Source organism: Curtobacterium sp. Curtsp22, from assembly GCF_059492135.1.
The window spans coordinates 1,400,462-1,420,317 of the sequence record NZ_CP168519.1 but is presented as its reverse complement, the minus strand read 5'-3'; the positions used below and the strand labels follow the sequence as shown (position 1 = coordinate 1,420,317).

At 71.5% G+C, this 19,856-nt stretch carries 18 protein-coding genes and 1 tRNA gene; 11 read left to right on the top strand and 8 right to left on the bottom strand.

Annotated elements, in window-relative coordinates; genetic code table 11:
- The first annotated feature begins 141 nt into the window (after positions 1 to 141).
- The 5 genes from ACEN8D_RS06675 to ACEN8D_RS06655 all read left to right on the top strand — a co-directional run bounded on the left by ACEN8D_RS06675 (position 142) and on the right by ACEN8D_RS06655 (position 6,525).
- Positions 142 to 2,235, top strand: a complete 2,094-nt coding sequence (locus ACEN8D_RS06675) for a S1C family serine protease (RefSeq protein ID WP_413461836.1) — start codon at positions 142 to 144, stop codon at positions 2,233 to 2,235.
- 238 nt (positions 2,236 to 2,473) lie between these two features.
- Positions 2,474 to 3,517 carry a glycosyltransferase family 2 protein gene (locus ACEN8D_RS06670; protein WP_309888247.1) on the top strand — a complete coding sequence of 348 codons (1,044 nt, stop codon included), beginning with the start codon at positions 2,474 to 2,476 and terminating at the stop codon, positions 3,515 to 3,517.
- A 9-nt stretch (positions 3,518 to 3,526) separates the two neighbouring features.
- Entirely contained in the window at positions 3,527 to 4,345 is an 819-nt protein-coding gene (locus ACEN8D_RS06665; protein ID WP_071294999.1) for a CDP-alcohol phosphatidyltransferase family protein, read from the top strand.
- On the top strand, positions 4,342 to 5,250 hold the full coding sequence (locus tag ACEN8D_RS06660) for a glycosyltransferase family 2 protein (RefSeq protein ID WP_413398730.1): 909 nt from the start codon (positions 4,342 to 4,344) through the stop codon (positions 5,248 to 5,250). Before ACEN8D_RS06665 ends, ACEN8D_RS06660 begins: the two co-directional genes overlap by 4 nt.
- Before the next feature lie 42 nt (positions 5,251 to 5,292).
- Entirely contained in the window at positions 5,293 to 6,525 is a 1,233-nt protein-coding gene (locus tag ACEN8D_RS06655; RefSeq protein WP_413398729.1) for a CDP-glycerol glycerophosphotransferase family protein, read from the top strand.
- A 46-nt stretch (positions 6,526 to 6,571) separates the two neighbouring features.
- Here ACEN8D_RS06655 and ACEN8D_RS06650 read toward each other — a convergent pair whose 3' ends face one another.
- The 4 genes from ACEN8D_RS06650 to ACEN8D_RS06635 form a co-directional block, all read right to left on the bottom strand.
- The gene (locus tag ACEN8D_RS06650) at positions 6,572 to 6,874 is read right to left on the bottom strand and encodes a hypothetical protein (RefSeq protein ID WP_071302029.1); all 303 of its coding nucleotides are present in this window, start codon (positions 6,872 to 6,874) and stop codon (positions 6,572 to 6,574) included.
- A 109-nt stretch (positions 6,875 to 6,983) separates the two neighbouring features.
- A complete protein-coding gene (locus tag ACEN8D_RS06645; RefSeq protein ID WP_070416671.1) occupies positions 6,984 to 7,754 on the bottom strand; it encodes an ABC transporter ATP-binding protein in 771 nt (256 codons plus the stop codon).
- Complete coding sequence (locus tag ACEN8D_RS06640; RefSeq protein ID WP_070416670.1) at positions 7,754 to 8,578, bottom strand: ABC transporter permease; 825 nt, start codon at positions 8,576 to 8,578, stop codon at positions 7,754 to 7,756. Before ACEN8D_RS06640 ends, ACEN8D_RS06645 begins: the two co-directional genes overlap by 1 nt.
- Positions 8,579 to 8,622: 44 nt before the next feature.
- Positions 8,623 to 9,318 (bottom strand): phosphocholine cytidylyltransferase family protein, encoded by a 696-nt coding sequence (locus ACEN8D_RS06635; protein WP_309778930.1) that lies wholly within the window; start codon positions 9,316 to 9,318, stop codon positions 8,623 to 8,625.
- Positions 9,319 to 9,639: 321 nt separating this feature from the next.
- Between ACEN8D_RS06635 and ACEN8D_RS06630 the strand changes: the two genes are divergently transcribed.
- From ACEN8D_RS06630 to ACEN8D_RS06620, 3 genes are all read left to right on the top strand, one after another.
- Positions 9,640 to 11,025 carry an ABC transporter ATP-binding protein gene (locus ACEN8D_RS06630; protein WP_413398728.1) on the top strand — a complete coding sequence of 462 codons (1,386 nt, stop codon included), beginning with the start codon at positions 9,640 to 9,642 and terminating at the stop codon, positions 11,023 to 11,025.
- Positions 11,001 to 12,572, top strand: a complete 1,572-nt coding sequence (locus tag ACEN8D_RS06625; RefSeq protein ID WP_413461594.1) for an ABC transporter permease — start codon at positions 11,001 to 11,003, stop codon at positions 12,570 to 12,572. Before ACEN8D_RS06630 ends, ACEN8D_RS06625 begins: the two co-directional genes overlap by 25 nt.
- 146 nt (positions 12,573 to 12,718) lie before the next feature.
- On the top strand, positions 12,719 to 12,979 hold the full coding sequence (locus tag ACEN8D_RS06620) for a DUF3039 domain-containing protein (RefSeq protein ID WP_092384164.1): 261 nt from the start codon (positions 12,719 to 12,721) through the stop codon (positions 12,977 to 12,979).
- A gap of 9 nt (positions 12,980 to 12,988) precedes the next feature.
- Here ACEN8D_RS06620 and ACEN8D_RS06615 read toward each other — a convergent pair whose 3' ends face one another.
- Positions 12,989 to 14,338 (bottom strand): nicotinate phosphoribosyltransferase, encoded by a 1,350-nt coding sequence (locus tag ACEN8D_RS06615; RefSeq protein WP_413400206.1) that lies wholly within the window; start codon positions 14,336 to 14,338, stop codon positions 12,989 to 12,991.
- A 530-nt stretch (positions 14,339 to 14,868) separates the two neighbouring features.
- On the opposite strand from ACEN8D_RS06615, the gene murI reads away from it, so the two are divergent.
- From murI to rdgB, 3 genes are read left to right on the top strand one after another with little or no spacing between them, the layout of a single operon-like run.
- A complete protein-coding gene (gene murI / locus ACEN8D_RS06610) occupies positions 14,869 to 15,714 on the top strand; it encodes a glutamate racemase (protein ID WP_070419170.1) in 846 nt (281 codons plus the stop codon).
- Positions 15,711 to 16,448: a ribonuclease PH gene (gene rph / locus ACEN8D_RS06605; RefSeq protein WP_413399999.1), complete on the top strand. Its 738-nt coding sequence runs from the start codon at positions 15,711 to 15,713 to the stop codon at positions 16,446 to 16,448. Before murI ends, rph begins: the two co-directional genes overlap by 4 nt.
- The gene (rdgB, locus tag ACEN8D_RS06600; protein ID WP_071302032.1) at positions 16,445 to 17,038 is read left to right on the top strand and encodes an RdgB/HAM1 family non-canonical purine NTP pyrophosphatase; all 594 of its coding nucleotides are present in this window, start codon (positions 16,445 to 16,447) and stop codon (positions 17,036 to 17,038) included. The genes rph and rdgB overlap by 4 nt, the downstream gene beginning before the upstream one ends.
- A 488-nt stretch (positions 17,039 to 17,526) precedes the next feature.
- Here rdgB and ACEN8D_RS06595 read toward each other — a convergent pair whose 3' ends face one another.
- From ACEN8D_RS06595 to ACEN8D_RS06585, 3 genes are all read right to left on the bottom strand, one after another.
- The gene (locus ACEN8D_RS06595) at positions 17,527 to 18,225 is read right to left on the bottom strand and encodes a DedA family protein (RefSeq protein WP_070416665.1); all 699 of its coding nucleotides are present in this window, start codon (positions 18,223 to 18,225) and stop codon (positions 17,527 to 17,529) included.
- Positions 18,226 to 18,340: 115 nt separating this feature from the next.
- Positions 18,341 to 18,424 (bottom strand) — tRNA-Leu (locus ACEN8D_RS06590).
- An 87-nt stretch (positions 18,425 to 18,511) separates the two neighbouring features.
- Positions 18,512 to 19,819, bottom strand: a complete 1,308-nt coding sequence (locus tag ACEN8D_RS06585) for an MFS transporter (protein ID WP_413398330.1) — start codon at positions 19,817 to 19,819, stop codon at positions 18,512 to 18,514.
- Positions 19,820 to 19,856 lie beyond the last annotated feature (37 nt).

The following is a 19,856-nucleotide window of genomic DNA, read 5'->3' as shown; positions in this document are numbered from 1 at the left end:
CCTAGCGGCCGGGCCGAGAGCATCTCGGGAACGGCCGCACAGCCCACGCATAAGATCGCCATAGGTGGCTTGCAGCGTCACCAGGAGCACCGCTCAGGTGGGTGCGACAGACTGCACGAGCTTGAAAGGAGCACGTCCAGCATGACCGACACCACGCCCAACGGGCAGGGCGACGACATCCGTCCGGACGACGCGGCCGCGAGGGCCGCATCCGAGGACGCTTCGCCGAACGACTCCGAGCACTTCGACCACGCGTTCCGCGACGACGCTCCGAGCAGCGATGCTCCGACGGACGACCGTTCTCCGCACGACGGCTCCGCGGACCACACCGACGTGATCGCTCCCGCGAGCGACCCCGATGTCATCGCGGCCTCGAACGACCACCCGACCGACCGGTACACGGCGCCGTACCCGACGCTGTCCCAGCACGACTCCGACGCCGGTCAGACGAGCCAGTACGGCCAGACGGACCAGCACGGTCAGGCGAGCCAGTACGGCCAGCCGGACCAGAACGTCCAGACGAGCCAGTACGGCCAGCCGGACCAGAACGGCAAGCCCAACCAGTACGGCCAGACGAGCCAGTACGGCCAGGCGCCGGCCGGGTACGGCGCGCACGGCACCCCGTACGGCACCGACCACGCCCAGCAGTCCCAGTACGGCCAGCAGCAGTACGGCCAGCCGCAGTACGGCCAGGACCAGCAGCAGCAGTACGGCCAGTCCCAGTACGGCCAGCAGCAGTACGGGCAGCAGTACGGCCAGTCGCAGTACGGACACCAGGCGCAGTACGGCCAGCAGCCCCGCTACGGCGAGTACGCCCAGCCGACCTCGGCGCCGGCATCGGCCTCCGAGTACGCCGGAGCCCCGTCCGCCCAGGCCCCCACGAGCGCGTTCGGCGACGTCGACGGCTCGAACCAACGCAACGGCCACTACTTCGACACCGGAGCCGCCGGAGCAGCCGGGGCCGCCGGAGCAGCAGGCGCAGCCGGAGCAGGCGTCGGAGCAGCAGCCCCCGGCCGCCGCACCGGCACCGGTCGTGGCCGCCTCGCCCTCCCGATCATCGCCGGTGTCGTCATCGCTGGCCTCGTCGGCGGCGGCGCCGGCTGGCTCGCCGCGTCCAACACGCAGGGCGGCAGCAACGTCGTCGGGTCCTCGAGCGCGCAGGGCGGCGGCAACCTCACCGTCAACGACTACAACAACGCCACGGTCGTCACCGCGGTGGCCGCGCAGGCGACCCCCTCGGTGGTCACGATCAACGTCTCGTCGAGCAGCGAGGCCGGCACCGGTTCCGGCGTCGTCTTCAGCAAGGACGGCTACATCGTCACCAACACCCACGTGGTGACCCTCGACGGCGACAGCTCCAACGGCACCATCACCGTGACGACCTCGGACGGCAAGATCTACCCGGCGAAGCTCGTCGGCACGGACCCGACGGTCGACCTCGCGGTCATCAAGATCGACGCGACGGACATGAAGCCGATCAGCTTCGCGGACTCCTCCGACCTCAACGTCGGCGACACCGCAGTTGCCATCGGTGCGCCGCTCGGCCTGTCGAACACGGTGACGGACGGCATCGTCTCGACCCTGAGCCGCAGCATCCAGGTCACCTCGAGCGCTCCCACCGAGGGCGGCGACTCGAACGAGGGCGGGAACGGCTCGAGCGGCGGTCCCTTCGACTTCTGGGGCAACGGCGGCAACGGCAGCAACTCGTCGACGAACAGCACCGTGTCGCTCCCGGTCATCCAGACCGATGCGTCGATCAACCCCGGCAACTCGGGTGGTGCGCTGCTCGACTCCAAGGGCAAGCTCATCGGCATCAACGTGGCCATCGCCAGCGCGGGCAGCTCGTCCGACTCGTCGTCGAGCCAGTCCGGCAGCATCGGCGTCGGCTTCTCGATCCCGTCGAACCTCGTCAAGCGGGTCGCGAACGAGATCAAGGACAACGGCTCCGCCACGCACGGGCTGCTCGGTGCGACCGTGGGCGACGCCGCCGAGGACGCGAACGCCACGCAGATGGGCGGCCTCATCAAGTCGGTGTCGTCCGGTGGCGCGGCGGCCAAGGCCGGCCTGCAGAAGGGCGACGTCGTCACGAAGATCGGCTCGGCGACGGTGTCCGACGCGACCGACCTCACGGCACAGGTGCGGTACTTCGCCGGCGGCGCGAAGACCACGATCACCTTCATCCGCGGCGGTCAGACGCGCGAGGCGGACGTCACGCTCGGCACCTACAAGGGCTGACGCGACCAGCGACGGACGGGAGGCGCGGTGCCAGCTGGCACCGTCCCTCCCGTCTCGGCCGTCACGACGCTCCGCAGGCTCCGCGTCGCGCCGGTACCGGCCGGGTGGGGCCCACCTCCCGTCCGTCTGCCGGTCGCCCCGACGACCCGCGGCGACTTGATAGGCTCAGGGTCGCTCTTGCGGGGCGGCACCGTCCGCGGTGCGTCCCGTGCACCCAGGTGAGGACCCCGAGGTACCGATGCAGACAGACGGACAGCCCCTGCCGGGCGTCTCGTACGTGATGCCCGTCCTCAACGAGGTCACCGAGGTCCGGGCAGCCGTCCAGAGTCTGCTCGAGCAGGACTACTCCGGTCCGTTCGAGGTCATCCTCGCCCTCGGCCCGTCGATCGACGGCACGAACGAACTCGTCGCCGAGATGAGCGCGGCCGACCCCCGGATCCGCGCGATCGAGAACCCGGCCGGCTCGACGCCCGCCGGGCTGAACGTGGCGATCCGCGCGTCCGTGCACCCCGTCGTGGTCCGTGTCGACGCGCACTCGGTGCTGCCGCAGGACTACACGCGGATCGCCGTGCGCGTGCTGCAGGAGTCGGGCGCGGACAACGTCGGCGGGATCATGCGCGCCGAGGGGCGGACCCCGTTCGAACGCGCCGTGGCGCTCGCGTACGGCAGCCGCGTCGGGCTCGGTGGCACGCCGCACCACGTCGGCGGCCAGGCCGGTCCGGCCGAGACGGCGTACCTCGGCGTGTTCCGGCGTGAGCGACTGTTCGCGGTCGGGCTGTTCGATGAGGGCATCAAGCGCGGCCAGGACTGGGAGCTCAACCGGCGGCTCCGGCAGACCGGTGGCACGGTGTGGTTCACCCCGGAGCTCGTCGTCACGTACCGCCCGCGGCCGAGCCTGAAGCGTCTGGTCCGGCAGTTCGTCGCCACGGGGCTGTGGCGCGGCGAGCTCGCCCGCCGGTTCCCCGCCAACAACGGGCTGCGCTACTTCGTGCCTCCGGCCATGGTCGCCGCGATGGCGCTCGGCATCGTCGCCGGCATCGTCGGGATCATCGGTGCCGCACTCGGCACCGGGGCGGCGTGGGCGCTGCTCGGCTTCGTGGTGCCCGCCGTCTACATCGTCTTCGTCGTGCTGGGGGCCGTCGCGGTCGCCCGGCGGTCGGGGCTGCCGACGCTCCTCTGGCTCGTCGTGGTGCTGCCGTGCATCCACGTCGGGTGGGGACTCGGCTTCATCATCGGCTTCCTGACCCGGACGTCCGAGCTGACCACGCACACGGGACGGTGACCTGACCTCTTGACCGATGACACGACCGGCCGCGGGAACGCCCGCCCCACCTCGATCGCCGAACTCCGTGCCGTCGCCCAACCGGACGAGGTCCGTTCGCGGGCGAACGCCGAGCACTGGACGGCGTCGCTGTACCTGCGGGACGTCTCGCCGTACCTGACGTGGGTGCTGCTGAAGACCCGCGTGACGGCGAACCAGGTGACCGGCCTGATGATCCTCGTCGGGTGGAGCGTCGCGGCCGCCCTGCTCATCCCGGGCATCTGGGGCGCGGCGCTCGCGCTCGTGCTCGGGCAGCTGCAGATGCTCGTCGACTGCTGCGACGGCGAGGTCGCCCGGTGGCGGGGGACCCGCTCGCCCGCCGGCGTGTTCCTCGACAAGGTCGGGCACTACACGACCGAGGGGCTCATCCCCATCGCACTCGGCGTCCGTGCGGCCACGTGGCCGATCCACGGCGCGGACTGGATGTGGACCACGATCGGTTGCGCGCTGGGGCTCGTGATCGTCCTCAACAAGGCGCTCAACGACATGGTGCACGTCGCACGGGCGAACGCCGGGCTCGACAAGCTCGTCGACCGTCGCGACGCCGGCACCGCCCCGTCCGGACGACGGCTCGCCACGCTGCGCCGTGCCGCCCGGTTCCTGCCGTTCCACCGCCTGTACCACTCGGTCGAGCTGAGCATCCTCGCGTTCGTCTTCGCGCTGCTGGCGCTCGTGATCGGTCATCCCCTGGCCGACCGGATCCTGGTGGGCGCGCTCCTGCCGCTGGCGGTGCTGGCGACGTTCGGGCACTTCGTCGCGATCATCTCGTCGAAGCGGGTCCGCGGGTGACCCCGGGCACGCTCCGTCGTCACGCCGTCCCGCACCGCGAGCGGCCCCGTGTCGCCGTGGTGAGCCTGTCGCAGGGGACCCGCCCGGACGACCTGCGTCGTGGACTCGAGAGCGTGCTCGCGCAGCAGGAGGTCGACCTCGACGTGGTGTGCGTCGGCAACGGCTGGGAGCCGACCGGCCTGCCCGAGGGCGTCCGCGCGCTGGCCCTGCCCGAGAACGTGGGCATCCCCGCCGGGCGGAACGCCGGGGCCGAGGTGGTCGACGGCGACTACGTGTTCTTCCTCGACGACGACGCCTCGGTGCCGTCGGAGGCGTTCCTGCGTGACGCGATCGGCCTGTTCGAGCGCGATCCGTCGCTCGGTCTCGTGCAACCCCGGGTCGTCGACCCCACCGGCGCCGCGAACCCGACGCGCTGGATCCCGCGGATCCGCAAGGGCGAGCCCGACCACTCGTCGCCGGTGTTCTCGGTGTGGGAAGGCGCGGTCGTCCTGCCGATGGACGTGTACCGCGCGACCGGCGGCTGGGGCGCGGAGTACTTCTACGCGCACGAGGGCATCGAGCTCGCGTGGCGCGTGTGGGATGCCGGCCGACGGACCTGGTACGCCGGGGACCTCGTCGCGCACCACCCCGCGATCGACCCGGCACGCCACACCGAGTACTACCGGCTGAACGCCCGGAACCGGGTCTGGCTGGCTCGGCGCAACCTGCCGGCGGTGCTCCGACCGCTGTACGTCGGGTCGTGGGCGGCGATCCAGGTCGCGCGCTGGTGGCGACACCCGCAGCGGCTCGCCACCTGGTTCGGTGGCGTCCGTGAAGGCTGGCGGAGCGACTGCGGCCCCGTGCACGTGATGGGCTGGCTCACGATCGGCCGCATGACGCTCGCCGGCCGTCCGCCCGTCGTCTGACCCGCCCGCACCGAACCGTCCCCGGACCCAGGAAGAGAGACCATGCCGATCATCAGTGACGCGCGCACGGCCCTGCGGCTCGCCGACCGCCTGCTCAAGTCGCGACGCAGCCGTCGTGAACTCGCACGCCGACTGCCGTCGGTGGCGGCCCCTGCTCCGGGCACTGTGGAGATCGCCGTCTACTTCGCCGACGGCCCCGTGAACATGTACCAGGTGCGGCAGTGGTACGCCCCCCTCGCCGAACTCGCGGCGACCCACCCGGTCGCGATCATCGCGCGGAGCCCCGGCACCATGCTCACCCTGCTCGACGAGTCCCCGGTGCCCGTGGTCTACGCGCGCCAGGTCGTCGACCTCGAGCAGTTCGTCGAGGAGCAGGCCCCGAAGATCGTCTTCTACGTCAACCAGAACGCCCGCAACTTCCAGATGATGCGGTACGGGCGCATGTGGCACGTCTTCGTGAACCACGGCGAGAGCGACAAGATGTACATGACGACGAACCAGTTCAAGGCGTACGATTACGCCCTCATCGCCGGTGACGCCGCTCGTGGACGGCTGTCGGACGCCCTGTGGGACTACGACCTGGATGCCCGGACGATCTCGATCGGTCGCCCGCAGGCCGACCACTTCGCCGGCGCCGCGCCGTACCCGGCCGACGACCGCACGGTCGTGCTCTACGCGCCGACGTGGGAGGGGGACCGCGCAGCGGCCGCCTACGGGTCGATCGCGAGCCACGGCACCACGATCGCCGAACGGGTGCTCGCGTCGCCGACGCACCGGCTCGTGTACCGGCCGCACCCCCGCAGCGGTGTGCGCGACGCCGCGTACAAGGCGGCGCACGAGCGGATCGTCGCTGCCATCGCGAGCGCCAACGCCGCTGACCCGGGCGCCCACCACGTGTACGACGACGGTGCCGAGCTGGGGTGGCAGCTCGCCGGAGCGGACGTGGCGATCACGGACATCAGCGCGATGATCTACGACCGGCTGGCCGTGGGCAAGCCGCTCATCGTGACCCGGCCGGTCTCGCCCGAGGCGGACGTCGACGAGCGCGGGTACCTGAGCGACGCCAACTGGTTGACGGCGTCCGATGCGCAGGACGTCGTCGCGCGGGTCGACGCCGCGGCGAACGACGCCGCCGAGCTCGCGAAGCTGCAGCACTGGGTCGAGCGGTACTTCGGGGACACGACGCCGGGTGCGGCGACGAAGCGGCTGCACGACGCGGTCGAACGGCTGCTCGCCCGTTGGCAGACCGTCGCGGCGGCGCGCGGCGAGGACTGAGGGACCGACCCGGACCCACCGGTCGGCGGTGGCACGACGAGGACGGTCAGGCAGCACGGGCGTCACCCACGAGGGACATCCGCCAGAGGTACTCGGAGCGGTCCGGTCGACGCCAGCGGACGATCACCACGCCCGTGTCGTCGGTGGTGGCGCCGAACACGGCGATCGAGAGCGACCGACCCGGTTCGAGCCGGTGCACGGCGAGCGGCGGGCAGTAGCCGGTGCCGAGGTGGGTGAGCGTGATGCCGTCGACGGGTTCGTCGCCGGTGTTCAGCAGGTCGTAGCGGCGCGGGGCACGGGAACGGTCGATCGAGAACGGGACGGGGTAGGCCGGTGTCGGGTGGTGCATGCCGTCACCGTAGGGTGAGGGTCTGACGTCCGGCGGCCGGTTCGACTCGGGGGAGCGGTGGCTGTGGAGAGCGGCCCGGGGGACCCTGGTTGTGGACGGGTCTCGGTGGTCAGACGGCGTAGTCGGACGAGTACCGCTGCAGTGCTTCCTCGATCGTGCCGTCGAGCTGCAGGCGACCCTTGTCGAGGTACAGCCCACGCTCGCAGAAGCGGCGGAGGTCCTTGTCGCTGTGCGAGACGAAGAACAGCGTGCGGCCGCCGGCGAGGAGCTCCTCGATCCGCTTGTAGCACTTCTCGCGGAACCCCTTGTCGCCGACCGCCAGGACCTCGTCCACCAGGATCACCGGTTCGTCGAGGCGCGAGATGACCGCGAACGCGATGCGCACCTTCATGCCGCTCGACAGGTGCTTGTACGGGGTGTCGACGAAGTCGCCGATCTCGGCGAACTCGATGATCTCGTCGAAGGCGTCGCGGATCTCCGCCCGGGACATGCCGTGCAGTCCCGCCGTGAGGTAGACGTTGTCGCGGACCGAGAGGTCTCCGACGAAGCCACCGGTGATCTCGATCAGGGGTGCGACCCCGGCGCCGACGTGGATGCGTCCCTCGTCGGGGAGCATGACCTGGGCCACGAGCTTCAGCAGCGTCGACTTGCCCTGACCGTTGCGGCCGACGACCCCGATCGCCTCGCCCGGGCGGACGTCGAACGACACACCCCGGAGCGCCCAGAACTCGTCCGCGCGCTTGCGGCGGTTGCTGCCGGCGAAGAGGTCCTTGAAGCTCCGGCTCGCCCGACGGTTGCGCTTGAACCGGATGCCGGCGTCGCGGACCGAGATCACGGGGGCGACCGTCGCGCTGCGGCTGGTCTGCTCGGTGGCGGTCATCACAGCTCCTTCAGGACACGGTGCTCGCTGCGGCGGAACACGACGAGTCCGATCGCGAGGACGACGACGGTGACGACGACGGAGACCCCGACCTCGAACCAGTTCAGCTGCGACGGGAAGAACGCCGCGCGGTAGATGCCGAAGATGCCGCTGAGCGGGTTGAACGCCGCGAGGTCGTGCAGCTTGTCGGGCAGTGCCGACGTGCCGTAGATGATCGGCGAGGCGTAGAAGAGGAACCGGAGCACGAGCTTCACCGCACGCTCGAGGTCACGGAAGAAGACCACGAGCGGCGCGACGATCAGGCCGAGCCCGTACACGAGCGCGCACTGCAGCACGATCGCGAGCGGGTAGAGCGCGATCTCCCAGTGCCAGTGCGCCCCCGTCGCGATCGCGAACACGGCGAGCACCGGCAGGCTGAGGAGGAACTCGATGCCCTTCGACGCCGTGACCCGGGCGACCCAGATGCTGCGCGGGATCGTCGTCGACCGGATGAGCTTGGTCTCCTTGATGAACGCCCGCGTGGAGTCCGAGACGGCACCGGTGAACCACATCCACGGCAGCAGCGCCGACAGCAGGAACACGATGTACGGCTCTTCGCCGACCGACCCGCGGTGGAACACCTGCGTGAAGACGAACCAGTAGATCGCCGACATCACGAGCGGGTCGAGGATCGACCAGAAGTAGCCGAGCGCCGAGGTCGAGTAGCGGACGCGGAGGTCTCGGATCGTCAGCAGCCAGAGGGCATGACGATAGCGCCGACCGGCGCTCCGGGACGCCGCTGGTGCGGCAGCCGCGGGCGCGGTCGGCGCACTCGCTGTGGTCACGGTTTCCCTTCGGGCGGAACCGCCGAGGGGGTCCTGACGCTGGTTCAGGCGAACAGGTTGTTCGCGCGCTCGAGGTCCTCGGCGAAGTCGATCTCGACCGCGTAGAGGTCGGAGATGTCGATCGGGCTCCAGAGTAGCCCGTCCTCGGCGATGGCAGCCTCGATGCCGCCCTCGAAGTACTCCTGGTCGTCGACGCGACCGAGCTGGCGGATGAGCGCCTGCTTGTCCTTCGAGGACACGTAGTTGATGCCGACGGCTTCGCCGAGGCCACCGACGACCTGCTTCGACAGCTTGTGGATGAAGCCCTCGACGTCGACGGTGTACTTGACCTCTTCGTCGGAGACCTTGTCGGTGTTGACGCTGACGAACGAGCGGTCCTCGTCGATCATGTCGGCCGCACGCACCAGGGCACGAGGGTCGAAGACGACATCGCCGTTCATCCAGAGCACGCCGCCCTTGCCCGTCGCCTTGAGGGCGCGGAGCAGGCTCTTCGAGGTGTTCGTGGAGTCGTAGGACTCGTTGTAGACGAAGTTCGCCTCGGGGAAGGCCTCGACGATGTACTCCGACTTGTAGCCGACGACGATGGTGACGCGTGCGCTCGAACCGAACGCCGCACGGATGTTGTCGAACTGCTGCTGCATGATGGTGCGGCCGTCGCTCAGTTCGGTCAGCGGCTTCGGCAGGCTGCGCCCGAGGCGGCTGCCCATCCCCGCTGCGAGGATGACGATCTGCGTGGTCATGCTGGTCCCTTCTGGTGTCCGCCCGCGCGCCCTGGGGCACGGGCGGGCCTCGTCGAGTGTGCTCCCGGAAGATCCGATCTGCCCGGGAAGACCGCCGTCTCTGCGCGCATTCGCAGGGAGGGATCGTCACGGGGACACCGGCCGGGGCAGGTTTCCAAGTGGTGAACACTTCGTCGTGCCTCGGTGAATGATACGGAACGACCCTCCGCCGGGGTACGGTCTCGGCCGCTTCGTGCTCAATTCGTGACACAGCGCCGGGGATTCGGGACACCGCGCCCGAGGCGTCCCCCGCTGTCCGGTGAGCGTTGGTACGGTGGGGCGGTGGCCGCAGCAGCAGGGGACGATGACGACGTGTACGCCACGTCGGACGCTGCCTGGTTGACCGAGGAAGCGGACGCCGACACCGAGGCCGAAGCGGCCGCCGACGGCGACGACGACACCTCGGACGACGCTACCACCGAGGACGACGACGCCACTGCGGCGGGAGACGCCGCTGACGACGACATGGGGGACGGGGATGCACACGACGCCTCCGCTGAGGACACGATGACCGACGACACGACGGCCACCGAGACGACGGAGACGGAGACAGGGGCGGACCGCGTCGCCGCGCAGGCGGTGGCGCCGACGACCACCGGTCGCCGCCCTGCCAAGGCGCGCGGCGGCAAGGGACGTGCCACCCGCCCGACGCAGACGGCGGGGACGACCGGCACCGTGCCTCCTGGACCGCGCGACGGGGCGGATGAGACGGACGCGACCGATGAGACGGACGCGCCCGCCGCTACGGACGCGACCGACCGCGCGACCCCGACCGACCGCGCGACCCCGACGGACACCGCAACCGGAACGGACACCGCAGCGGACACCGCGGCGCCCGACACCAAGTCCGCGAAGAAGCGCCCGAGCGGCACGAAGCGCCCCGCGCCCACGGCCAAGCAGCCCCAGCAGCCCGTCGTCCTCCGTGCCGACGGCCTCGTGAAGCGCTACGGCCAGACCCTCGCCGTCGACGAGGTCGACCTCGAGATCCGCCAGGGCTCGATCTTCGGCGTCGTCGGCCCGAACGGCGCCGGCAAGACGACCACCCTGTCGATGGTCACCGGACTCCTGCGCCCCGACGCCGGCAGCGTGACCGTGCTCGACCACGACGTGTGGGCCGACCCGACAGCCGCCAAGCGGGACCTCGGCGTGCTGCCGGACCGGCTCCGGCTGTTCGACCGGCTGACCGGCGCGCAGCTGTTGTACTACTCGGCGACCCTCCGCGGGCTCGACGGTGCCACCGCGCGCAAGCGCAGCAGTGACCTGGCCGAGGCGTTCGGTCTCGGCGAGGCGCTCGGCCGTCAGGTCGCCGACTACTCCGTGGGCATGGCGAAGAAGATCGCCCTCGCGGCGACGCTCATCCACTCGCCCCGGGTGCTCGTGCTCGACGAACCGTTCGAGTCCGTCGACCCGGTGAGCGCAGCGACCATCACCGAGATCCTCCGTCGCTACACGCGCGGGGGCGGCACGGTGGTGCTCTCCAGCCACTCCATGGAGCTCGTGCAGCGCACGTGTGACTCCGTCGCCATCATCGTCGGCGGCAAGGTCCTCGCCTCCGGCACGATGGCGCAGGTCCGCGGGCGCAAGAGCCTCGAGGACAAGTTCGTCGAACTCGCGGGCGGCCGCGTCGTGGCAGAGAGCATGGAATGGTTGCACAGCTTCTCCGGCTGAGGGCGGACCTGCTCGCGGGCGAGGTCCGCGGGAGCGCCCGTCGGTCGGTCCTCGTCGTGCTCGGCAGCCTCGCGGGACTCGTCGCCGCGGTGCTCGTGGCGATCGAGGTCGTCGGGCTCCGTGACGCCGCACCCGAGGTCGCACGTTCGGTCGTCGTCCCGGTCGGCACGCTCATCGCCTTCGCGTTCACGGTCGTCCCGCTCGTCGTCGGGCGCGGCGACCAGTTCGATCCGCGGCGCTTCACCGTGTTCGGCATCGGCCGACGTGACCTGGCGGTCGGGCTCGGCGTCGCCGGACTCATCGGGGTCCCGGTCGTCGCGGTCGCCGTCGTGGCCGTCGCGCAGTCGGTCGCGTGGATGCGCGGTGCGGGTGTCGGCGTCCTCGGCGTCGTCGCCGCCCTCCTCGCCATCGCCACGTGCGCGCTGCTCATCCGCGTCGGCAGCGCCATCGGTGCGTCCCTGATCGGTCCGCACCGGTCGCGGGACGCCGGCTGGTTGGTCGCGCTGGTCATCGTCGTGCTGGCGATCCCGGCCGTCTCGCTCCTGCTCCGCGTCGACTGGCTCGACCCGGCCGGCGCCGAGATGCAGCGCGTCGCCGACATCGCCGGGTGGACGCCGTGGGGCGCCGCCTGGGCCGTCCCGGCCGACGTCGCGAGCGGCCGTGTGGGCGAGGGCATCGTCAAGCTCGTCATCGCGGTGGTCGTCGTGGCCCTGCTCGGCCTCGCCTGGTGGGCCGTGGTCGGCCGGGCGCTCGAGACCGTCGACGGCCGTGCGCGGACCCGTCGGTACCGGGGCCTCGGATGGTTCGACACGCTCGGCTCCGCGCCCGTCGGCGCGGTGGCGGCACGGGCACTCACCTACTGGGGACGCGACCCGCGGTACCGCGCGTCCTACCTGATCATCGTGTTCGTCCCGCTCGTCGTCATCCCGCTCGGGGTGGCCGGCGTGCCGTGGCACTGGACCGCCCTGGTGCCGCTGCCGCTGATGGCGCTCATCGCGGGCTTCCTGCCGCACAACGACGTCTCGTACGACAACACCGCGGTGTGGCTGCACGTCGCCTCGGGAGCCCCGGGCTGGAGCGACCGACTCGGTCGCCTCGTGCCGGTGCTCACCGTGGGCATCCCCGCACTCGTCGCCGGCTCGTGGGTCTCCGCGTGGCTGTTCGGCGACTGGACGGCCTTCCCGCTGCTGGTCGGCGTGAGCACGAGTGCGCTCCTGTCCGGCCTCGGGCTGTCGAGCGTCGTGTCCGTCCTGCTGCCGTACCCGACCGTCCGACCGGGCGACCACCCCTTCCAGCAGCCGCAGGCCGCCGGCGTCCTCGCCTCGGTCGCGCAGTCGTCGATGGTGGTCGGGATCCTGGTCTGCTCCGTCCCCGCGGCGTGGCTCGCGGTGCTCGCCTTCGTCGACGGCCCGGAGCCGTGGGGGATCCTGACCCTCGTCGTCGGGGTCCTGGTCGGCGTGGTCGTGCTGGCGGCGGGCGTCGCGATCGGCGGTCGCCTCTTCGACCGCCACGGGCCGGACCTGCTGGCCGCAGCGCAGCGCAACTGAGCCGGGTCGCCTCCCGGGGTGACCACCTGACGGCCTGGAGGCGCGGGTCGACCCCGCCCCGCGCCTCCAGGCCGTCACGGGTCGGCCACGCCCCCCGCGCGTCGCGGACCGTCGCGGCGCGCGCCCGGTCGTCGTACCCTGGACGCATGAGCATGACGGAACCCGGTGGCGGCCTCGACGTGATGGACCGCGAGCTCGAGAAGCTCCTCGAGGAAGAGGCGATCGAGCCCGGCGACCACGAGCGCTTCTCGCACTACGTCAAGAAGGACAAGATCCTGCAGTCGGCCCTGACCGGCAAGCCCGTCAAGGCGCTGTGCGGGAAGAAGTGGATCCCCGGGCGCGACCCCGAGAAGTTCCCGGTCTGCCCCGACTGCAAGGCGATCTACGAGAAGATGAAGGCGGAGTGACGCCGACGCTCAGATGACGAGCGTCGGGATGGCCGGGTCGCCCCGACCGATGCGTGACGCGTCGGCGGGCAGCTCGGCCTTCGCCATCTTGTGGTGCGCGCGGGCAGCTTCGACGCCCTGCACGCCGAGGAACGCCGGGTCCACCACGCCGTTCGTCACCACGGGGACGAGCAGCGGGCGCTCGTCCGGCCCGACCTGACCCGTGGTCAGCACGACCTCGGCGGTGGCGATGCCGTTGCGGAGGCGGCGGCCGGCCTGCTTGCGTCCGCCGACGGTGGCCTTCTCGGCCGACTTCTTCGCGACCGGGACCCAGCCGGCGTCGTTCGCACCGCCGTCGGCTGCGTCGCGCTGGCTCGCCTCGCGGTGGCTCGCGTCGCGGTGGCTCGCGTCGCGGTGTGCGACGAGCTTGAAGACCATGCCCGCGGCCGGGTGGCCCGATCCGGAGACCACCGAGGTCCCGACGCCGTAGGAGTCGACCGGCGCCGCGCGGAGTGCCGCGATCGTGTACTCGTCGAGGTCGTTCGTGACCGTGATCTTCGTGTCGGTCGCCCCGAGCCGGTCGAGCTGTGCGCGGACCGACGCCACGACGGACGGCAGGTCACCGCTGTCGATGCGGACGGCGCCGAGCTTGCCGTCGGTGAGCCGGACCGCGGTGTCGACCGCGGCCTCGATGTCGTAGGTGTCGACGAGCAGCGTCGTGCCGGTCCCGAGGGCGTCGATCTGCGATCGGAAGGCGTCCTCCTCCGAGTCGTGCAGGAGCGTGAACGCGTGCGCCGCGGTGCCCATCGTCGGGATGCCCCAGGTGCGCCCGGCCTCGAGGTTGCTCGTCGCCCCGAAGCCCGCGATGTACGCGGCCCGGGCGGCGGCGACGGCGTTCCACTCACCCGTGCGCCGGGAGCCCATCTCGGCGAGCGGACGACCGTCGGCAGCGGAGACCATGCGTGCGGCGGCGCTCGCGATCGCGCTGTCGGCGTTGAAGATGCTCAGCGCGAGGGTCTCGAGCACGACGGCCTCGGCGAAGGTGCCCTCGATCTGGAGGACGGGGGAGTTCGGGAAGAAGACCTCGCCCTCGCGGTAGGCGCGGATGTCCCCGGTGAACCGGTAGTCGGCGAGGTACGAGGCCGTCCCGGCATCGATGACGCCGCGGTCGCGCAGGAACGCGATCTCCTCGTCGCCGAACCGGAAGTCCGTCAGCGCGGTCAGGAACCGGCCGAGGCCCGCGGCGACACCGTAGCGGCGTCCGTCCGGCAGCCGGCGGGCGAAGACCTCGAACACGCACCGGCGGTCGGCCGTGCCGTCCTTGAGGGCCGCGTCGACCATGGTGAGTTCGTACTGGTCCGTGAGGAGCGCGCTGGTCACCTCTCCGACACTAGTGTCGCCCGGACCCGGAGGTACGGATCCGCCGGCCGGCGCGCGCGAGCGGGCGGTACGTGCCGGGTCGGCGCGCGCGAGCGGGCGGTACGTGCCGGGTCGGCGCGGCGGGCGGTGCGTGTTCCGCCCGCTCGCGGGTGGGGGTGGCCGCCTGGAGGCGCGGGGCGGCCTGGCGGGGTCGGCTCGCGCCTCCCGGGCGGGACGTGGACGCGAGCGGGCGGATTCCGTCGTGTGCGCGCGGCGAGGGGTGCGTATTTCGCCCGCCCGCGGGGCGGGCGGACCCGCGCGGTCGCGAGCGGGCGGTACGTGCTGCGTCGGTGCGGCGAGCGGTGCGTGTTTCGCCCGCTCGCGGGTTAGGTGGCCGCCTGGAGGCGCGGGGCGGCCTGGCGGGGTCGGCTCGCGCCTCCTGGGCGGGACGTGGACGCGAGCGGGCGGTACCTGCCGTGTCGGCGCGGCGAGCGGTGCGTGTTCGCCCGCTCGCGGGGCGGGCGGGCCCGCACGCTCGGTACGCTGGTGTCGTGACGGATGCACCGATCGGAGTCTTCGACAGCGGGGTCGGCGGACTCACGGTGGCCCGCGCCATCATCGACCAGCTGCCACGCGAGAGCATCCGGTACGTGGGCGACACCGTGCACTCGCCGTACGGCCCGAAGCCCATCGCGGACGTCCGTCGCTACGCGCTCGAGGTGATGGACGACCTCGTCGAACAGGGTGTGAAGGCCCTCGTGATCGCGTGCAACACCGCTTCGTCGGCGGTGCTCCGGGACGCCCGCGAACGGTACGAGCAGGCGTACGGCATCCCCGTCGTCGAGGTCATCCAGCCCGCTGCACGCGCCGCCGTCAAGCAGACCCGCACCGGACGCATCGGCGTGATCGGCACGGTCGGCACCATCGCGTCGCGCTCGTACGAGGACGCCTTCGCGGTCGCGTCGGACATCAGTCTGAGCCTCGCGGCATGCCCGCGCTTCGTCGAGTTCGTCGAGGCGGGGGACACCTCCTCCCCAGCGCTTCGCGAGGTCGCTGCGGGCTACCTCGCACCGATCCGCGCAGCCGACGTCGACACGCTCGTCCTCGGGTGCACCCACTACCCCCTCATGTCCGCCGCGATCCAGTACGTGATGGGTCCGGACGTGACGCTCGTCTCCAGCGCCGAGGAGACCGCCAACGACGTGTACCGACGACTCGTCGAGCACGGGCTCGAACGCACTGCCACCGAGCCGCCGACCTACTCGTTCGAGGCGACCGGCGACGACAAGAACGGCTTCATCCGACTCGCCCGACGCTTCCTCGGCCCCGAGGTCTCCAGCGTCGGCCACCTCCAGACCGGGGCCATCACGCTGCCCCGCATCGAAAGGACCCCATGAGCGACACGCTCCGCATCGACGGCCGCACCACGACCGAGCACCGTCCCGTCACGATCGAGCGGGGGTGGAGCACGCAGGCCGAGGGCAGCGCGCTCATCTCGTTCGGCAACACCAAGGTGCTCTGCACCGCGTCCTTCACGAACGGCGTCCCGCGGTGGCTCGCCGGCAAGGGCACCGGCTGGGTCACCGCCGAGTACTCGATGCTGCCCCGCTCGACGAACGAGCGCATGCAGCGTGAGTCGATCAAGGGCAAGGTCGGCGGGCGCACGCACGAGATCTCCCGCCTGATCGGCCGGTCGCTCCGCGCGGTCGTCGACACGAAGGGTCTCGGCGAGAACACGCTCGTCATCGACTGCGACGTGCTCCAGGCCGACGGCGGCACCCGCACGGCGTCGATCACCGGCGCGTACGTCGCGATGGTGGACGCGATCGAGTGGGGGCGCGACCGCGGGTTCGTGGCGAAGAAGGCGACCCCGCTGCTCGACAGCGTGCAGGCCATCTCCGTCGGGATCGTCAAGGGCGAGCCGATGCTCGACCTCGCGTACACCGAGGACTCCGCCGCCGACACCGACATGAACATCGTCACGACCGGCTCGGGCAAGTTCATCGAGGTGCAGGGGACCGCCGAGCACGCACCCTTCGACCGCGACGAGCTCAACGTGCTGCTGGACCTCGGGCTCGCGGGCAACCAGTCCCTCGCGGCGATCCAGAAGTCAGTGCTGGGGCTCGCGTGACCTCCCGCACGGTGGTCCTGGCGACGCACAACAAGGGCAAGGTCGTCGAGCTGCGCGAGATCCTCGGGTCGGCGCTGGGCGACGGCGTCGAGCTCGTCGGGTACGACGGCCCGGAGCCCGTCGAGGACGGGGACACCTACGCCGCGAACGCCCTCATCAAGGCCCGGGCGGCGGTCGCGCACACGGGGCTCCCGGCGCTCGCCGACGACTCGGGCATCGCGGTGGACGCGTTGGACGGTGCTCCCGGCATCCACTCGGCGCGGTACGCCGGCACACGGGTCGACGCGGACAACATCGCGCTGCTGCTGCGGAACCTCGACGGGGTCGTCGAGCGCACGGCGGCGTTCGTGTGCGCCGCGGCGTTCGTCACGCCAGACGGCACCGAGCACGTGGTCGAGGCGGTCTGGAACGGCGAGGTCACGACCGAGCCCATCGGCGACGGTGGGCACGGGTACGACCCGGTCTTCCGGCCGGACGACGCCGATCGGACGTCGGCGGAGCTGACGCGCGAGGAGAAGAACGCGCTGTCGCACCGGAGCAAGGCGTTCCGTGGGATCGCGCCGGTGGTGCGGGAGTACTTCGGCGTCTGACGCGGGGCTGAGCGTCTGCACGCGGCTGCGCGTCCGCACAACCAAAGACAACCCGAGCCACGTCGCGACGTGGCTCGGGTTGTCTTTGGTTGTGCGAGGGCCCGGCGCAGCCGCGGCCCCGCGGCGAGCGGGCGGAACGGGCCGCGCGGGGGCGTCGAGGGCGACGTATTTCGCCCGCTCGGCGACGCGAGCGGCGGCTGGCCGCCGCGGGCGCGCGGCGAGTGGGCGAAATGGGCCGCGCGGGGGCGCCGAGCGGGGCGTACTTCGCCCGCTCGGCGGAGCGGGCGGCGGCTGGGCGGTGCTGGCCGCCGCGGTTGTGCGGCGAGCGGGCGGAATGTGCGGCGCGGGGGCGCCGAGCGGTGCGTACTTCGCCCGCTCGGCGGCGCGAGCGGACCGGGCGGCGGCCCGGCCCGGGCCGGCACGGCCCGCGACGGACAGGAGGCGCGGCGCCAGCCGGCACCGCGCCTCCTGTCCGGCAGGACGGACCGTCAGCGCTGCGGCTCGGTCCCCGCCTCGGCCGCGGCTTCGTCGCGCTTCGCCTTGCGCGCGTTCCGGAAGTACGTCAGCGCCATCGGCACGACCGTCACGACGACGGCCGCGAGCAGGATGATGTCGATGTACTCGCGGACGATGTGCGCGACGAACGGGATGTGCCCGATGAAGTACCCGAGGAACGTCACCCCGACGCCCCACACGACGGCGCCGATCGCGTTGTACAGCGAGTACTTCTTGTAGTTCATCCGGCCGACACCGGCGGCGATCGGCAGGAACGTCCGCACGACGGGGACGAACCGGGCCAGGATCACCGCGAGGGGCCCGAACCGGTGGAAGAACGCGTTCGTGCGGTCGACGTTCGCCTTGGAGAACAGCCCGCTCTCCTTGCGCTCGAAGATGGGCGGGCCGGCCTTCTTGCCGATGTAGTAGCCGAGCTCGCCGCCGAGGAACGCGGACGCGGCGATCATCAGCGCGGCGATCCAGACGGGGATGCCGCCGATCTCGCCGCCGCGGTCGAACGCGAAGAGGCCGGTGATCACGAGCAGGCTGTCGCCCGGGAAGATGAAGCCGACGAGCAGCCCGGTCTCGGCGAAGATGATGGCGCACACCACGAACACGGCGATGGCCCCGAAGTTGTCGAGGATGTACTGCGGATCCAGCCAGGGGATCAGGGCGAGTGCGACGGAGTGCATGGTTCTTCCGGTCGTGGAGGCGGGGACACGGGGAGGCGTCCCGCAGGACGAGGGTACCGTCCGCCGATGACGGCAACGTCCCTCGGTGGTATGAGATGCGTGAGGACGCAAACTCTGGTGCGGAAGGAGGGACTCGAACCCTCACGCCAGGGGCACAGGAACCTAAATCCTGCGTGTCTACCGATTCCACCACTCCCGCGAGCAGCGGCAGTCTACCGAGCGCCGCCCGCGCGCCGGACGTGATCCGCGCCTCCTGGGCCGCCCCGACCGGCCGTTCGGCGGACGGTCAGCGCAGCTTCCGCGGGAGGTACCGCGGCACGTACCGCAAGAGGATGCCCGCGCCGACCAGGCCGAGCACCCCCATCACCCCGCTCGCGACCGCGATCGACGCGACGGCGGTCACGCCGGAGATGAGGAGCGGTGCAGCGGCTTGCCCGAAGTCGCCGGTGAACCTCCAGGCGCCCAGGAACGGCGCCGGGTGGTCCCGCGGCGCGAGGTCCGCGCCGAGCGTCATGAGGATGCCCGACCCGACCCCGTTCGCGAGCGACATCCCCATCGCGATCGCGACGAACCAGCCCACCCGGGCGTCGAAGTGCCCGGACCACGCGAGCAGGAAGTAGCTGATGCTGAGCCCGACCATGCAGGGGAGTGCGCTCGCCAGGCGGCCCCACCGGTCCATGATCTGCCCGCTCGTGTAGAAGAGCGCGAAGTCGACCGCACCGGCGATGCCGATGACGAGCGCCGCGGTCGAGTCGTCGAGCCCGACGCTGACCGCCCAGAGCGGCAGGATGACCTGGCGGCCGGCGCGGAGCGCGCCGATCAGGCCGGCACCGCTGCCGAGCCGGAGGAGCACGGCCCGGTTCGCGCGGATGGTGCGGAAGAGGCCGTGCGCTTCCTCTTGCACGAACTGCGCACCGGTGTCGGTGGGCGGCTCCGTCGTGGTCGCGCCCGTCGCGTTCGTCGCGTCGTCCGTCGTGAGCCGGGAGGCGCGGCTCGGCCTGCGGAAGCCGCGTGCGCCCGTCGCGGGGTCGCGCAGGACGAGGAGCGTCACCGCCGCCAGGAGGCAGCAGACGATGTGGATCCAGAACGCGCTCTGCGTGGTGCCCGTCAGGTGCACGACACCGGCGGCGATGAACGGACCGACGAAGTAGCCGAAGCGGAACACGCCGCCGAGGCTCGACAGCGCCCGTGCCCGGATGTGCAGGGGGATCGCGGTCGTCATGTAGGCGTGCCGGGCGAGCGCGAAGACGGCGGTGGAGACACCGACGAGGAACACCCCGAGCGCGAGGACCCAGGCGTTCGGGGCGGCCGTGCACACCAGGAGCCCGACGACCGAGACGACCGCCGCGCCGATCATCGCGTTGCGCTCTCCGATGCGGGCGACCACCACCCCGGACGGCACGTCCCCGATGAGCTCGCCAACGAGGATGAGCGCCGCGACGAAGCCCGCGAACGCCAGGCTCGCGCCGAGGGAGCTCGCCGCGATCGGGATGATCGGGATGATGGCGCCCTCGCCGATCGCGAAGAGCGCTGCGGGCAGGAACCCGGACAGCAGGACCGACCGGAAGTCGAAGGCAGGGGTCTCGGAGGTCATCGCTCGGACAACGGTACGCCCGCGGTACCGCTTCGTC